The following is a 16,375-nucleotide window of genomic DNA, read 5'->3' on the forward strand; positions in this document are numbered from 1 at the left end:
ACCGCGCGGGCCGGTGCTCAGACCGCCAGGCGGTCCAGCACGGCCGTCGTCGCCTTGGCGCGGTTCAGCGTGTAGAAGTGCAGCCCCGGTGCACCGCCGTCCAGCAGGCGCCGGCACAACTGGGCGACCACGTCGGCGGCAAGTTCGCGGATGGCTTCTGCGTCGTCGCCGTGCGCCTGCATGCGCTTGGCGATCCAGCGCGGGATCTCCGCGCCGCAGGCGTCGGAGAAGCGCTTGAGCTGGCTGAAGTTGGAGATCGGCATGATGCCCGGCACGACCGGCACCTCCACGCCTAGCCGGCGCACGTCGTCGACGAAGCGGAAATAGGCGTCCGCGTTGAAAAAGTACTGCGTGATCGCGCCATCGGCGCCGGCATCCACCTTGGCCTTGAAGTGGCGCAGGTCCGCCAGCGCGTCGTCTGCCTGGGGATGGGTTTCCGGATACGCGGCGACCTCGATGTGGAAGTGGTCCCCGCTGTGCCGGCGGATGAATTCGACCAGCTCGGCGGCGTAGCGGAAATCGCCCGGCGAGGCCATGCCCGAGGGCAGGTCGCCGCGCAACGCGACCAGGCGGCGATAGCCGGCGGCGCGGTAGCCGTCGAGCAGCTCGGCGATCTCGGCGCGCGTGCCGCCCATGCAGGAAAGGTGCGGCGCGACGTCCAGGCCATGTTCGCGGTGCAGATGCGCGACCGTTTCGCCCGTGTAGCTGAGCGTGGAGCCGCCCGCACCGAAGGTCACCGAGACGTAATCCGGCCCGCGCCCCTTGAGTGCCCGCGCGGCGCGGTCGAGCTGGTCGCGCTGTTCGTCGGTCTTGGGCGGGAAGAATTCGAAGCTGATGGCCGGCATCGTCGGGTCTCGGGTGGACGGTGCGGGCGAGTATATATCTCTTGGTCGCGATGAAGCGATATATGGTCGGATTGCCGTCACCGCGTAGGGTGTGATCGTCACTGGGTCTAGCCGGCGCCGGAATGACGTCGTAGGCAGGGGCTAGGCAGGGGTCAGGCACAAAAAAAGCGCGCGGTTCGCACCGCGCGCTTTTCGTTCCGCAGGACCCGCCGCTCAGTAGCGGTAGTGGTCCGGCTTGTACGGGCCTTCCACCGGCACGCCGATGTAGGCGGCCTGTTCCGGGGTGAGCTTGGTCAGCTTCACGCCGATCTGCTCCAGGTGCAGGCGGGCGACTTCCTCGTCCAGCTGCTTGGGCAGGCGGTAGACGGTCTTCTCGTAGACGTCCTTGTTCTTCCACAGGTCGATCTGCGCCAGCGTCTGGTTGGAGAAGCTGTTGGACATCACGAAGCTCGGGTGGCCATGCGCGCAGCCCAGGTTCACCAGGCGGCCTTCGGCCAGCATGTAGATGCTGTGGTTCGTCTTGGCGAAGGTGTAGCGATCCACCTGCGGCTTGATCGTCTCGCGCGACACGTCCTTGGCGGCGTTGAGGCGGTCGATCTGGATCTCGTTGTCGAAGTGGCCGATGTTGCACACCAGGGCGTTGTTCTTCATCGCCGCCATGTGCTCGAGCGTGATGATGTCCTTGTTGCCGGTGGTGGTGACATAGATGTCGGCGGTGCCGAGCGTGTCTTCCACGGTGGTGACCTGGAAGCCTTCCATCGCCGCCTGCAGGGCGTTGATCGGGTCGATCTCGGTGACGATCACGCGCGCGCCGAAGCCCTTGAGCGAATGCGCGCAGCCCTTGCCCACGTCGCCGTAGCCGCACACCACGGCAACTTTGCCGGCCACCATCAGGTCGGTGGCGCGCTTGATGCCGTCGGCCAGCGACTCGCGGCAGCCGTACAGGTTGTCGAACTTGCTCTTGGTGACCGAGTCGTTGACGTTGATCGCCGGCACCAGCAGCTTGCCGGCTTCCATCATCTGGTAGAGGCGGTGCACGCCGGTGGTGGTCTCCTCGGAGACGCCCTTCCAGTCGGCCGCGACCTTCTTCCAGAAGCCGGGGCGCTCCTTGGCGGTGCGCTTGAGCAGGTCCTTGATGACCTGTTCCTCATGGTTGCCGCTGGGCGTATTGACCCAGTCGTCGCCGTTCTCCATGTCCACGCCTTTGTGGATCAGCAAGGTGGCGTCGCCGCCGTCGTCGACGATCAGCTCGGGGCCCTGCATGCCGGGGTGGGTGAGCATGTCCAGCGTGCAGTCCCAGTATTCCTCCAGCGTCTCGCCCTTCCAGGCGAACACCGGGATGCCGGCGGCGGCGATGGCCGCGGCGCAGTCGTCCTGGGTGGAGAAGATGTTGCAGGAGGCCCAGCGCACCGAGGCGCCCAGGGCGCTCAGGGTCTCGATCAGGACCGCGGTTTCCTTGGTCATGTGCAGCGAGCCGGACAGGCGCACGCCCTTGAGCGGCTGCTCCTTGGCGTAGCGGGCGCGGATCTGCATCAGGCCGGGCATTTCCTCTTCCGCCATGCGGATGCGGCGGCGGCCGAGCTCGGCGAGGGCGATGTCGCGGACCTTGTAATCGTGGCCGGCGGCTTCTTTGCTGACTGCGTTCATGGGGTGTGGCTCCGGAAGTTTGTGCGGTGGGTACCGCATCGGTTGACCGGGCGCCGTTTTGCATGGAAAGACCGCCGAGCCTGGCCGTGGCCCTACATGGCATGCCTGGTGGCGGGCCATGCAGCCGCGGTCGCAGCGCCCCTCGACGGGAGCCCGGAAGTATAGCCGCAGCCGTGTTCGGGATTCGTCACCGGGCCGGCCCGACCCGTGACGGATGGCCTAGGCCCGGATTCATCCGGGCGGCTAAGGTCCGCAAGTTTCTTCGTCCCTGAGGTCGCTTGCCTCCATGAATACTTCGCTCCGGCGCCTGGTCCTCGCAGGTTTCCTCCTCGCCGCGCTGCCCCTGGCGGCGCAGGCCCGCACCCAGCCGGTGCCCGCTGCGGCAGCGACGGCCACCGCCGGCTACCGGTTGCCGCCCGCGCCCCTGCAGGCGCTGGTGGACGCGCCGCGGCCGCCGCAGCCGTCGCTCAGCCCGCATCGCGACCTGCTGGCGCTGATCCAGACGCCGTCGCTGCCCGGCATCGACGTCGTGGCCCAGCCCGAGCTGAAACTGGGTGGCCTGCGCATTCATCCGCGCACCTACGCGCAAAGCCGCTTCGCGTTCGGCTCGGACCTGTGGCTGCTCGACGTCGCCACCGGCAAGGAGCTGCGCCTGCAGGGGCTGCCGTCGCCGCTGTCCATCGCGACGACCAGCTGGTCGCCGGACCAGCGCCATCTCGCCTTCAACCAGGTCGACGCGCGCAGCGGGCGCAACGAGCTGTGGGTGGTGGACATCGCCGCCCGTGCCGCGCGCCGGCTCACCGAGCTGCCGCTCAACACGGTGGCAGGCCGCGGTTATCGCTGGATGCCCGACGGCCAGCACCTGCTGGTGCAGCTGCGTCCCGACGCGCAGGGCGACGCGCCCGCCGCCGGCGGCATTCCGACCGGACCCAACGCGCAGGAAACCCAGGCCGGCGCCGGCGTCAAAGCCATCCGCACCTACCAGGACCTGCTGCGCAACGAGGACGATGCGCGCCTGCTGGAACATTACCTGCGCACGCAGACCGCGCTGGTCGGTCTCGACGGTGCCGTGCGGAAGCTGGGCGAGCCCGCGCTCACGACGTCGCTGGAGCCTTCGCCGGATGGCCGCTACCTGCTGCGCCAGCGGATCGAGCGGCCTTTCTCCTATCTCGTGCCGGTCGAGTATTTCCCCCGCCGCATCGAGGTGCTCGATCTGGAAGGCCGGCTGGTAAAGGAGATCGCCCGCCTCCCGCTGGTGGATGGGCTGCCCACGGGCAACGACGCGGTGCGTACCGGCGTGCGCGACGTCGACTGGCGCGCCGATGCGCCGGCGACCCTGGTGTGGGCCGAGGCGCAGGACGGCGGCGATCCCGCGCGTCCGGCCGAAGTGCGCGACCTGGTGCAGATGCAGGCGGCGCCTTTCGACCGCGCTCCCGCCACGCTGGCGAAGCTGGCCGGCCGCTACGCCGGGGCGTACTGGGGCAACGGCGAGCTGGCCCTGGTCGAGGAGTTCTGGTGGAAGACCCGCCACGTCAAGGAATGGCGCGTGGCGCCGGACCATCTGGAGCAGACCCCTGTCCTGTTGCGCGAAGGCTCGTCGGAGGACCGCTACAAGGACCCGGGCGTGCCGGCCACGGCGATCGACGCGCAGGGCGAACAGCGCCTGCTGGTCGGTGCCGACGGGCACAGCATCTTCCGCCTGGGCAAGGGCGCCTCGCCGGAGGGCGACCGTCCCTTCATCGACAAGGTCGACCTGGACAGCGGCCGGAGCGAGCGCCTGTTCCACTCCCGGGCGCCGTACTACGAGGCGCCGCAGGTATTGCTCGATGCCGAAGGCCGGCGCGCGCTGACGTCGCGCGAATCGCCGACGGAGCCGCCGAACTTCTACGTGCGCGAACTCGCCTCGACCGGATCGCCGCGCGCGCTCACGCGCTTTGCGCATCCCACGCCACAGCTCAAGGACGTGAAGAAGGAGCAGATCCGCTACAAGCGCAAGGATGGCGTCGAGCTCACCGCCACGCTTTATCTGCCGCCGCACTACGATCCGAAAAAAGACGGCCCGCGCCCGATGCTGATGTGGGCCTATCCCGCCGAGTTCAAATCGGCCGATGCAGCGGGACAGGTCACCGATTCGCCGTACCGCTTCAACCGCATCGGCTATTGGGGACCGCAGGCGTTCCTCGCCATGGGCTACACGGTGCTGGAGAATTTCTCGGTGCCGATCGTGGGCGAGGGCGATAAGGAACCCAACGATACGTACATCCCGCAGCTCGTCGCCAGCGCCGAGGCGGCGGTCGACGAAGTGGTGCGCCGCGGCGTGGCCGATCGGGAGCGCATTGCGGTGGGGGGACATTCGTACGGCGCCTTCATGACCGCCAACCTGCTCGCGCACACGCGCCTGTTCAAAGCGGGCATCGCGCGCAGCGGTGCCTACAACCGCACGCTCACACCGTTCGGTTTCCAGTCGGAAGAGCGCAACTACTGGCAAGCGCAGGACGTCTACAACGCGATGTCGCCGTTCAACTACGCGGACCACATCAAGGACGCCTTGCTGCTGATCCACGGCGAACAGGACAACAATTCCGGCACCTTCCCGATCCAGAGCGAACGCCTCTACGCGGCCGTGAAAGGGCTGGGCGGCACCGCGCGCCTGGTCATGCTGCCGAACGAGGCGCACGCGTACCGCGCGCGCGAATCGATCATGCAGATGCTGGCCGAATCCAATGACTGGCTGGAGCGCTATCTGAAGCCGCCGTCGAAGTAGGTTGGGGTAAGCCAAAGGCGCACCCCAACGGGCGCTCCGTCCTCGGCCGCCACGCTCGAGTCCGTCCAGGGGTCACGCCAACCCGTTGTTCGTTTCAGGCGCAACTTTCGCGAGCTCATGCGGCGGCGCACCAAAGCGCCGCCGTTCGGGTAGTCTTGGATGTCCAGAATCCGCAGACGTGGCTCCGATGACCCAGCAGCAGCGCAGTCCCGAGTTCGCCCCGCACGATGCACCCTTGCGCGAGGACGTCCGAAGGCTGGGCACGCTGGTTGGCAACATGCTCGCGGAACAGGTCTCGCCGAAGTTTCTGGACGAGGTCGAGCGCGTGCGCACCGCAGCCATCGCGCGCCGGCAAGAGGGCGCTGCGCTGGCGCCACTGGCGGAGCTGCTGACCGGGGTGGACGTCGCCCACGCCGAAGCACTGGCCCGCGCTTTCGCCACGTATTTCCAGGCGGTCAACATCGCCGAGCGCGTGCATCGCATCCGGCGCCGCCGCGACTACCAGCGCGAGGATCGCGCGCCGCAACCCGAATCGCTGCTCGACGTGCTGGGCCGGCTGAAGGAAGAGGGCGTCGGCGCCGGCGAGCTGCTCGAATGGCTGGCGCGCCTGCGCGTGGAGCCGGTGTTCACCGCGCATCCCACCGAAGCGATGCGCCGTTCGCTGCTGGAGAAAGAGCAGGCCGTGGTGCGCGCGCTGATCGACAACTTCGATCCCAGCCGCACGCCGCAGGAGCGCAAGGAAGACGACGACCGCATCTTCATGGCCCTGTCCTCCGCGTGGCAGACCGCCGAGGCGTCGCCGGTGCGCCCCAGCGTGCAGGACGAACACCACCACGTCGGCTTCTATCTCGCCAATCCGATCTACCGCATCGTGCCGGCGTTGTATGAGTCGCTGGCGGACGCGCTGCAAGAGGTCTATGGCGTGGCAGTGGCTTTGCCGCGCCTGCTGTCCTTCGCCACCTGGGTGGGCGGTGACATGGACGGCAACCCGAACGTGGGAGCGGACACCATCGCGACCAGTCTCGCCACCCAGCGCGCGCACGTGCTGGAGCATTACATTGCCGACATCGCCGGCCTGGCGCGCTTGCTCAGCCAGACCGAGGGACGCGTGGGAGTGGACGAACGCCTGGCGCGGCGGCTGGCCGACTACCGCGAGCGCTTTCCCGAAGCCGCGGCGCAGGTGCGCCCGCGCCACGCGGACATGCCGTACCGCAGCTTCCTCACCGTGGTGGAGGCGCGCCTGCAGGCCACTCACGACGACGATCATCCGGAGGCTTACGCGTCGCCGCAGGACCTGCTGGCCGACCTGCAGCTGATCGCCGACAGCCTGATCGATCATCGCGGCCTGCACGCCGGTGCCTATGCCGTGCAGCGCCTGATCTGGCGCGTGCGCACCTTCGGTTTCCATCTCGCGCGCCTGGACGTGCGGCAGGATTCGCGCGTGCACGACGAAGCGCTGGCGGCGCTGCTCGGCCGGTCCGATTGGCCGGAGCGCGGCGACGAGGCACGCGCGGCCGATCTGCAGCCCTACGCCAGCGGCGAGCAATCCTTCGGGGACTGCGAGGACGAAGGCGCGCGCTCGCTCAAGGCGGTCTTCGCCACCTTGCGCTCGGCGCGCCAGCGCTATGGCACTGACGCGACCGGGCTCTACATCATCAGCATGGCCCGTTCCGCCGCCGACGTGCTGGCGGTGCTGGCGCTGGCGCGGCACGGCGGTTTGGTGGCCGAATCCGGCGCCTGCGTGCCGCTCGACGTGGCGCCGCTGTTCGAGACCGTGGACGACCTGGCGAACGCGCCGGCCACGCTGCGCGCGTTGTTCGGCGACCCGGTCTATCGCGCTCACCTGGAACAGCGTGGCGGACGGCAGTGGGTGATGCTGGGCTATTCGGACAGCGGCAAGGACGGCGGCACGCTGGCGTCGCGCTGGGGTCTGCAGCGCGCGCAGGTGGAGTTGCTGGAGGTGGCGAAGGCGGCCGGCGTGCGGCTGTCGTTCTTCCACGGCCGCGGCGGTTCCGCGAGCCGGGGCGGCGCGCGCATCGCGCCGGCGCTGATGTCTTCGCCGCGCGGCTCGGTGGCCGGCGTGCTGCGCGTGACCGAGCAGGGCGAGGTGATCCATCGCAAGTACGGGATCCGCGCGCTGGCCTTGCGCAATCTGGAACAGACCGTCGGCGCCGTGCTGCGCGCCAGCCTGCGCCCGCGCGAGCAGGAAGCGCGCGAAGCGGTGTGGCGCGAGCACATGGGCCGGCTGGCGACGGTCAGCCGGCAGACCTATCGCGCCTTCGTCGATCGCGACGGCTTCATCGACTATTTCCGCAGCGCCACGCCGATCGACGTGATCGAGCGCATGACGCTGGGCTCGCGTCCCTCGCGCCGGCGCAGCATGCGCGGCGTGCAGGATCTGCGCGCGATTCCCTGGGTGTTCGCGTGGACCCAATGCCGTTCGATCATCACCGGCTGGTATGGGTTGGGCACTGCGCTGGAGCAGGGCGCGGAAACGTTTGGCGAGGCGGCTCTGGTCGAGATGGCGCGCGACTGGCCCTTCTTCGCCAACATGCTGGACGACGTAGAGATGGTGCTGGCCAAGAGCGACCTCGACATCGCCGAGACGTTTTCGCGGCTGTCCGGGGAACTGCATGAACCGTTCTTCGGGCTGATCCGCGCGGAGTACGAACGCGCCACCCGCTGGGTGCTGCGGCTGAAGGGCAACGACGAGTTGCTGCGCGACTCGCCGAGGCTGGCGGTGTCGATCCGTCTGCGCAACCCGTACATCGACCCGATGAGTCTGCTGCAGGTGGACCTGCTGCGGCGCTGGCGTGCAGGCGGCAGCGAGGACGACACTTTGCTGCGCGCGCTGGTGGCCTGCGTCAACGGCGTGTCGCAGGGGTTGCAGAACACCGGTTGAGCGGGGCGGTGGGCGCTTGCGCAAGTTCTTGCGTCGTCGCTAGGCTGGGCGCTTTTCCGCCGTGAGCCGCCTTCCATGCACGATTCGCCTTCCCGTCCCCGCCTCGGCCCGCTGCCCTGGCTGATCTTCGGTTCCCGCTGGCTGCAGCTGCCGCTGTACCTCGGCCTGATCGTGGCGCAGTGCGTCTACGTGTTCCTGTTCGGCAAGGAACTGTGGCACCTGATCCACGAAGCGCCATCGCTGGGCGAGCAGGAAATCATGTTGATCGTGCTCGGCCTGATCGACGTGGTGATGATTTCCAATCTGCTGGTGATGGTGATCGTGGGCGGTTACGAGACCTTCGTGTCGCGCCTGCGGCTGGAGAACCATCCGGATCAGCCGGAATGGCTGTCGCACGTGAACGCCTCGGTGCTGAAGGTGAAGCTGGCGATGGCGATCATCGGCATCTCGTCGATCCATCTGCTCAAGACGTTCATCGCCGCCGGCTCGCTGGAGGGATTGCCGTTTTGTTCGACCGAGATGATGGCGAGCATCGCCGAGAACGTCAGCAGCGGCGGCAATGCGCTCAAGTGCGCGAGGCTCACGCCCGTCGGCGTGATGTGGCAGACCATCATCCACCTGGTCTTCATCGTCTCGGCGATCGGCATCGCCTGGACGGACCGCCTGATGCAGAACGGCAAGAAAGACGAGCACTGAGTACGCTTTCCAGCCCCCTCTTCCCGCCGGGGAGAGGGCTGGGGTGAGGGCCCCTACGGAGCGCTGATCGCCATGGCTCGATGAAGATCGAAAGCCAGAGGTTCGCTCTAGCGCCGCCGTCGTGAGCGCCCACCCCTCATCCGGCTATGATCGAAGGGAATCCGCAGGGCACCGCCATCTTCTCCCCGGAGGGAGAAGAGTTCCGGTTTGGAGGGTTTTTATCCTTCCAACTCCGCCCACCGCGCATACGCCCCGTCCAGCTCCGCCTGCGCCTTCGCCAGCGCCTCGTTGTGGCGCTGGATCGCGGCGTTGTCCTGCTGGAAGAACGCGGGATCGTTCATGGCGGCGGAGCGCTCCGCGATCTCCGTTTCCAACTGCTCGATGCGTGCCGGCAGCTGTTCCAGCTCGCGCTGGTCCTTGTAGCTGAGCTTGCGCTTCGCCTTCTCCGGCTCCGGCGCGCGCGGCGCTTCGATGGGCTTCGCGGCAGCGGGAGCCGGTGCCGGGTCGGCCGGACGCGCCACTGGGCGTTGCCGCAGCCAGTCGCTGTAGCCGCCGACGTACTCGCCGACCTTGCCGCCGCCCTCCAGCACCAGCGTGCTGCTGACCACGTTGTCGAGGAATTCGCGGTCGTGCGAGACCAGCAGCAGGGTGCCCTGGTATTCGGTGAGCAATTCTTCGAGCAGTTCCAGCGTCTCGACGTCCAGGTCGTTGGTAGGTTCGTCCATCACCAGCAGGTTGGACGGCTGGGCGAACAGCTTCGCTAGCAACAGACGGTTGCGCTCGCCGCCCGAAAGCCGCGTGATCGGCGCGCGGGCGCGTTCGGGCGAGAACAGGAAATCCTGCAGATAGCCGATGATGTGCTTGCGCTGGCCGTTGAGCTCGATGTACTCGCGTCCCTCGGCCACGTTGTCCAAGGCGTTCAAGGCGTCGTTGAGCTGCGAGCGGTGCTGGTCGAAGTAGGCGATCTGCAGGCCGGTGCCCAGGATCACCTCGCCGCGCTGCGGCTTCAGCTCGCCGAGCAGGATCTTCAGCAGCGTGCTCTTGCCCGCGCCGTTGGGGCCAACGATGCCGACGCGGTCGCCGCGCATGATGGTGGTGTCCAGGTCGTCGATCAGCACGCGGCCGCCGAAGGCCTGGTGCACGTGGCGCGCCTCGATCACCTTCTTGCCGGATGCCTGTGCGTTGGCCAGGGTCATCTTGGCGTTGCCGGAGAGTTCGCGGCGCTCCGCGCGTTCGTTGCGCAATGCCTTGAGCGCGCGCACGCGGCCTTCGTTGCGGGTGCGTCGGGCCTTGATGCCCTGGCGGATCCACACTTCTTCCTGCGCCAGCTTCTTGTCGAACAGTGCGTTCGCCTGCGCTTCGGCGTGCAGGCGTTCCTCGCGGCGGCGCAGGTAGTTGTCGTAGTCGCCCGGCCAGCTGGTGAGCTGGCCGCGGTCGATCTCGACGATGCGTGTGGCCAGCGCACGCAGGAAGGAGCGATCGTGGGTGATGAACACGATGCTGCCGGCGAAGGACTTGAGGAAACCTTCCAGCCAGCCGATGGCTTCGATGTCCAGGTGGTTGGTCGGCTCGTCGAGCAGCAGCACATCGGGCTTGCGCACCAAGGCTTGCGCAAGCAGCACGCGGCGCTTCATGCCGCCGGAGAGCGCCGCGAAGTCGGTGTCGGACGGCAGGTCCAGGCGCACCAGCACGTCGGCGACGCGGCGATCCAGGTCCCAGCCGTGGCGAGCCTCGATCTGGGCCTGGACTTCGCCCAGCGCCTCCATGTCCTGCTCGGCGAGGAGATGGTGATACCGGGCGAGCAGCTGGCCCAGGTCGCCCAGGCCCGCGGCGACCACGTCGAAGACGCTGCCGGCGGTGTCCTGCGGCACCTCCTGCGCCATGCGGGCGACGATCACGCCGTTCTGCACGCGCACTTCGCCGTCGTCGGGCCGGTGCTCGCCGGCGATGAGCTTGAGCAGGGTGGATTTGCCTTCGCCGTTGCGGCCGACGATGCACACGCGCTCATTGGCATCGATCGACAGATCGACGTGTTCGAGCAGGAGAGGGCCGCCGACGCTGAAGTCGACGCGCTGGAGCTGGATCAGGGACATCCGCGCATTGTAGCCGCCGCGCCGGCGCGGCGCTCCCGCGCGCCGGCTTCACCGCCTCGCGACGGTGCCCAGTGTTAGCTAGGCCGGTGCGCCGCGTCGGCGGCCGCCCGCAGCGAGGGCGGGCCGGCGGCGGTGTCACAGGCGGCGCGGGCGCTTGCGCTTCCGTCGACGCGATACCCGCCGTGAAGCTTCCGGCGAGGCGCGCTTTCCGGCTGGCCCTGCGATCGCAGTCCTGACCCCTGAGCGCGCCTTCGATACATCGCCATGACGCGGCCGGTCGTGCAAAGCATGGCTGCGCGCCGCCGCCTTTCGCATCGTCTGACGAAGGAGGGCCCGATGAACGAAGGACAAGGCATGCCTCCCGGCCGCAATGGCGGAACGGGCGCGCCCCCGCCCGGGGATTAGCCGTTGCCGTTGTCTACCCCGGCGCCGTTCAAGCCGGCGTCCCGTTCCTTTCCACCTGCCGGAGATGCCGTGGCGATCAGTGCCACGGGTCGCCCATGGTTCGGAGGTATGCATGCGCATTGCACACATCGCTCCACTTTACGAAGCCGTGCCGCCCAGGTTCTACGGCGGCACCGAACGCGTGGTCGCCTACCTGGCCGACGCGCTGGTCGCGCTGGGGCACGACGTCACCGTGTTCGCCAGCGCGGACACCCGCACGCGCGCTCATCTGTTTCCCGCCCGTGACCAGGCCATCCGCCTGGACCCGGCGCCGCTGAAATCCGACCTGGCCGCGCACCTGGCCATGCTGCACGAAGTGCGGCGCCGGGTAGACGAGTTCGACGTGCTGCACTTCCACGTCGACCTGGTCCATTTCCCGTTCTTCGAGAACATGGCCAGGCGCACGCTCACCACGCTGCACGGACGCCTGGATCTGAAGGATCTCCCTGGCGCCTACCTGGCCTGGCCGCAGTTCCCGCTCGTCTCGATCTCCGACCAGCAGCGCCAGCCGTTGCCGTTCGCACACTGGGTGGGCACCGTGCCGCACGGGTTGCCGGCGGACTTGTATCGTCCGGTCGCGGCGCCGGCGGGGGACTATCTGGCCTTCCTGGGCCGCATGTCGCCGGAGAAGCGGCCCGACCGCGCCATCGCCATCGCACGGCGTGCGGGTGTGCCGTTGCGGATGGCGGCCAAGATCGATACCGCCGACGCGAGCTATTTCCACTGCCACGTGGAGCCGCTGCTCGGTGCGAGCGACGTCTCTTTCGTTGGCGAGATCAACGATGCCGGCAAACAGGATTTCCTCGGCAACGCGCGGGCCCTGCTGTTCCCGATCGACTGGCCGGAGCCGTTCGGCCTGGTGATGATCGAGGCGATGGCCTGCGGCACCCCGGTGATCGCCTGGGATTGCGGCGCGGTGCGCGAGGTGATCGAGGACGGCGTCACCGGCTTCGTGGTGCGTTCCGAAGACGAAGCCGTGACGGCGGTGGCGCGCCTGCCAGAACTGAACCGCGCACGGATCCGGCGCGTGTTCGAGACGCGCTTCTCTGCGCGCGTGATGGCCGAGCGGTATCTCGCCCTGTACCGCCGGCTGGGCGCACCGGGCGCCGCCGCGTCCGATGGCGCGACGCTGGCGACGGCCTGAGGGAGCGAAACCATGGGTGCCTTGCCGGGCTCCGGTATCAACCGATACGCCCTCAAAGACGACGATATGTTCCTGGTGTGCACCGACACCGGCGACCTGCTCGACGAAGCCGATGGCCTGTATCGCGACGGCACTCGCGTGCTGTCGCGCTGGTTTCTCTGCCTGGGCCAGGGCGCGCTTTCGCTGCTGAGCGCGGCGGCGAGCCAGGACAACGTGTACTTCGTCGCGCACCTGACCAATCAGCGCACCGCCATGCTGGAAGGCGGCCCGCCCTTCAGCGGCATCCACATCGAGCGCACCCGCTTTCTCTGGCGGGGCAGGCTGTACGAGCGGCTGGCGTGCACCAACTATGGCCAGACGGAGGTCGCGCTGCCCTTGCGCATGGAGTTCGCGGCTGATTTCCGCGACATGTTCGAGATCCGCGGCGCGGCTCGCGCCCGGCGCGGGCGCGAATGCCAACCGGAGGTGGGCGAAGCCCAGGTGAGCCTGCGGTACGAAGGGCTCGATCAAGTCGTCCGCCGCACGGTGCTGGCCTTTTCCGAGCGTCCGGTAGAGCTGACTGCGGCCCTGGCCCGGTTCGAGCTGCGGGTGCCGCCGCGCGCACGGCGCGAACTCTACCTGGAGGTCGGTGAGGAGCCGGCGGAGCCGAGCCGTGAACGCTTTCGGGCCGCGGCGACTAAAGCCCGGTGCGCCATGCGCCTGCGCGTGCGCTCGGGCGCGCGCGTGCGCAGCAGCGGCCGCGTGTTCAATGCCTGGCTGGAACGTTCGCGCGCCGACATCGCGTTGCTCACCAGCGACCTGGCCACGGGGCCTTACCCTTATGCGGGCATTCCCTGGTTCTCCACGCCGTTCGGCCGCGACGCGATCATCACCGCGCTGCAGACGCTATGGCTGGACCCGCGCCTGGCGCGCGGCGTGCTGGCGTTTCTCGCGAACAACCAGGCGAAAGACACGTCAACCTTCCGCGATTCGGCTCCCGGCAAGATCATGCACGAGACGCGCAAGGGCGAGATGGTGGCGCTGGGCGAGCTGCCGTTCGGCCTGTACTACGGCGGGGTGGATACCACGCCGCTGTTCGTGATGCTGGCGGGTGCCTACGTGCAGCGCACGGCCGACGTGGGCGCGCTGGAAGATCTGTGGCCTGCGCTGCAGGCGGCGATGGGCTGGATCGAGCGGCAGTGCGATACGGACCCGGACGGCTTCCTGACTTACCGGCGCGGCGAATCCGGCGGATTGATCAACCAGGGCTGGAAAGACAGCGGGGATTCGGTATTCCACGCCGACGGGCGCATGCCCGAGGCGCCGATCGCGCTGATCGAGGTGCAGGGTTACGTCTATGCCGCGCTGCGCGCGATGGCCGCGATGGCCCGGCATCGTGGCGAGTCCGAAGCCGCGCTGCACTGGCGTCGTCGCGCGCGCCGGATGCGTGCGGCGGTGGAGCAGCGGTTGTGGGACGAGGAGCTGGGCTTCTATGTGATCGCGCGCGACGGCCGCGGCGAGAACTGCCGCGTGCGCGCGTCCAACGCGGGCCATCTGTTGTACGTGGGCCTGCCGCATGCCGAGCGGGCGAGCCAGGTGATCGAGCAATTGGGCAGCCGCACCTTCGATGGCGGCTGGGGCGTCCGCACGCTGGGCGCCGACCAGCCGCGCTTCGACCCGATGTCCTACCACAATGGATCGGTATGGCCGCATGACGTGGCAATCTGCGCCGCCGGCATGGCGCGCTACGGAGCCCGCGGCCAGGCCGTGCGCCTGCTGGCCGAGACGTTCGAGGCGGCCACGCACTTCGGCATGCGTCTGCCGGAGCTGTTCTGCGGCTTTCCGCGCGTACCTGGTGCGCAGCCCGTGGCCTATCCGGTGGCCTGTCTGCCGCAGGCCTGGGCGGCCGGTTCGGTGTTCCTGCTATTGCGCGCGTGCCTGGGTCTCAACGTGGATGCGTGGCGGCGCGAGATCACCATCGAGCAGCCACGCCTGCCGGTGGGCGTGGACCGGCTGCAGGTGCAGGGCATCGAGATCGGCGGCAAGAGCGTGAGCCTGGCCTTCGAGCGCGCGGGCGAGCGCGTGCTGATCGACCGCATCGGCGGCGATGCCGAGGTGCGGGTGTCGGCGCGGCTCTGACGCGTCGAGGGCAAAAAAAAACGGGCCGCTCGCGCGGCCCGTCTTCGTTCGCCGCGGAGGCGGCTTACTTCAGCTTGGCATCGGCGCGCAGCGCCTCGGCCTTGTCCGTCTTCTCCCAGGAGAAAGCGGTGTAGGTCTTGCCGTCCGGACCCTTCACTTCGTACGGGGTGCGGCCGAAGTGACCGTAGCTGGCGGTCTGCTGATACATCGGATGGATCAGATCCAGCATCTTGATGATGCCGTACGGACGCAGGTCGAAATGCTTGCGGATGAGCTTCTCGATCTTCTCGTCGCTGATCTTGCCGGTGCCGAAGGTAGTCACCGAGATCGAGGTCGGCTCGGCCACGCCGATGGCGTAGGAGACCTGCACTTCGCAGCGATCGGCGATGCCGGCGGCCACGATGTTCTTGGCCACGTAGCGCGCCGCGTAGGCGGCCGAACGGTCCACCTTGGACGGGTCCTTGCCGGAGAACGCGCCGCCGCCGTGGCGGGCCCAGCCGCCGTAGGTGTCGACGATGATCTTGCGGCCGGTCAGGCCGCAGTCGCCCACCGGGCCGCCGATCACGAACTTGCCGGTCGGATTGATGTGGAACTTGGTGCCCTTGTGCAGCAGCTTGGCCGGCAGCACGGGCTTGAGGATGTGCTCGCGCACGGCCTCGACCAGGTCCTTCTGCTTGACGTCCGGGTCGTGCTGGGTCGACAGCACCACGGCGTCGATCGCGGTCGCCACGCCGTCTTCATAGCGCAGGGTGACCTGGCTCTTCGCATCCGGGCGCAGCCACGGCAGCGGGGAGTTCTTCTTCTTGCGGATCTTGGCCTGCTGCTCGACGAGGCGATGCGAGTAGTAGATCGCCGCCGGCATGTAGTCCTTGGTCTCGTTGGTGGCGTAGCCGAACATCAGGCCCTGGTCGCCCGCGCCCTGTTCTTCCGGCTTCTTGCGGTCCACGCCCTGGTTGATGTCCGGCGACTGCTTGCCGATCAGGTTCAGCACGCCGCAGGTCTCACCGTCGAAGCCGACCTCGGAGGAGTCATAGCCGATGTCCACGATCACCTTGCGGGTAAGCGCTTCCAGGTCGATCCAGGCGCTGGTGGTGATCTCGCCGGCCACGATGGCCACGCCGGTCTTCACCAGGGTCTCGCAGGCCACGCGCGCGCGCGGATCCTGGGCCAGGATGGCGTCGAGGACGGCATCGGAGATCTGGTCGGCGACCTTGTCCGGATGGCCTTCGGAAACCGATTCGGAGGTGAAGAGGAAGTTGCTCATCGCGGGTTATATCCTTCCTTACGGATAGAGAGATGAAAGAGGGTGCGGCATGATACATGCCCGCCCCCGGTTTTGCAGCTACAGCATGACCCCGGCAGGTGACGATTTCGTGCCGATTCAGCCGTTTGGACGGCCAGGAGGCCTTTTTCTGGCGCAGGCCGCCGCGCTCGAGAGGGCCGAAAGCGAGAAGGATAGCTCAGACAAATCTCCGGGCCATGGCGCGCTGCAAGGCTGTGCCGGTGAAGGTCGCCAGCGCGGGCCTCGGCGGCCCGGGTGTCCGCCGGAGGACCTTGGTGCCGGCGGATCGAAGCCCCCGACCTGCTCTGTGGACGTGGTCGCCTGGAGGGTACGACGGGCAAGCAACGGTGCTATCGCGCCACGTCATGCCGGGGCTACCGCTTCCCGGACATGCATGAACTCGTCGGTACCTCTGACGAGCTGTCATCGCATTTGGACGT

The 16,375-nt window shown here is 68.1% G+C and carries 9 protein-coding genes and 1 riboswitch; of the genes, 5 read left to right on the forward strand and 4 right to left on the reverse strand.

Translation table 11 applies throughout. The features are described 5' to 3' along the window. Window positions 1-17 precede the first annotated feature (17 nt). Window positions 18-845 (reverse strand): methylenetetrahydrofolate reductase [NAD(P)H], encoded by an 828-nt coding sequence (metF, locus tag RKE25_RS04805; RefSeq protein ID WP_311841122.1) that lies wholly within the window; start codon window positions 843-845, stop codon window positions 18-20. A gap of 213 nt (window positions 846-1,058) precedes the next feature. Beyond that, on the reverse strand, window positions 1,059-2,492 hold the full coding sequence (gene ahcY / locus RKE25_RS04810) for an adenosylhomocysteinase (RefSeq protein WP_311841123.1): 1,434 nt from the start codon (window positions 2,490-2,492) through the stop codon (window positions 1,059-1,061). 41 nt (window positions 2,493-2,533) lie between these two features. Further along, window positions 2,534-2,642, reverse strand: a riboswitch (S-adenosyl-L-homocysteine riboswitch). A 136-nt stretch (window positions 2,643-2,778) separates the two neighbouring features. Between ahcY and RKE25_RS04815 the strand changes: the two genes are divergently transcribed. The 3 genes from RKE25_RS04815 (at window position 2,779) to RKE25_RS04825 (ending at window position 8,854) form a co-directional block, all read left to right on the forward strand. Then, on the forward strand, window positions 2,779-5,256 hold the full coding sequence (locus tag RKE25_RS04815) for a prolyl oligopeptidase family serine peptidase (protein WP_311841124.1): 2,478 nt from the start codon (window positions 2,779-2,781) through the stop codon (window positions 5,254-5,256). A gap of 187 nt (window positions 5,257-5,443) precedes the next feature. After that, window positions 5,444-8,158, forward strand: a complete 2,715-nt coding sequence (ppc, locus tag RKE25_RS04820) for a phosphoenolpyruvate carboxylase (RefSeq protein ID WP_311841125.1) — start codon at window positions 5,444-5,446, stop codon at window positions 8,156-8,158. 75 nt (window positions 8,159-8,233) lie between these two features. Further along, a complete protein-coding gene (locus RKE25_RS04825) occupies window positions 8,234-8,854 on the forward strand; it encodes a TIGR00645 family protein (protein WP_311841126.1) in 621 nt (206 codons plus the stop codon). Between the two features lie 218 nt (window positions 8,855-9,072). Here the strand turns inward: RKE25_RS04825 and RKE25_RS04830 are convergent, their stop codons facing one another. Then, window positions 9,073-10,947, reverse strand: a complete 1,875-nt coding sequence (locus RKE25_RS04830; protein WP_311841127.1) for an ATP-binding cassette domain-containing protein — start codon at window positions 10,945-10,947, stop codon at window positions 9,073-9,075. Window positions 10,948-11,464: 517 nt separating this feature from the next. Here RKE25_RS04830 and RKE25_RS04835 point away from each other — a divergent pair. Together RKE25_RS04835 and RKE25_RS04840 are read left to right on the forward strand one after the other, a co-directional pair. After that, window positions 11,465-12,535, forward strand: coding sequence for a glycosyltransferase family 4 protein (locus tag RKE25_RS04835; protein ID WP_311841128.1), 1,071 nt, complete (start codon window positions 11,465-11,467; stop codon window positions 12,533-12,535). Between the two features lie 12 nt (window positions 12,536-12,547). After that, window positions 12,548-14,653, forward strand: a complete 2,106-nt coding sequence (locus RKE25_RS04840; RefSeq protein ID WP_311841129.1) for a glycogen debranching N-terminal domain-containing protein — start codon at window positions 12,548-12,550, stop codon at window positions 14,651-14,653. Window positions 14,654-14,717: 64 nt separating this feature from the next. Here the strand turns inward: RKE25_RS04840 and metK are convergent, their stop codons facing one another. After that, window positions 14,718-15,917: a methionine adenosyltransferase gene (metK, locus tag RKE25_RS04845; RefSeq protein WP_311841130.1), complete on the reverse strand. Its 1,200-nt coding sequence runs from the start codon at window positions 15,915-15,917 to the stop codon at window positions 14,718-14,720. Window positions 15,918-16,375 lie beyond the last annotated feature (458 nt).

The organism is Dyella sp. BiH032 (assembly GCF_031954525.1).
Taxonomy (GTDB): Bacteria; Pseudomonadota; Gammaproteobacteria; order Xanthomonadales; family Rhodanobacteraceae; genus Dyella_D.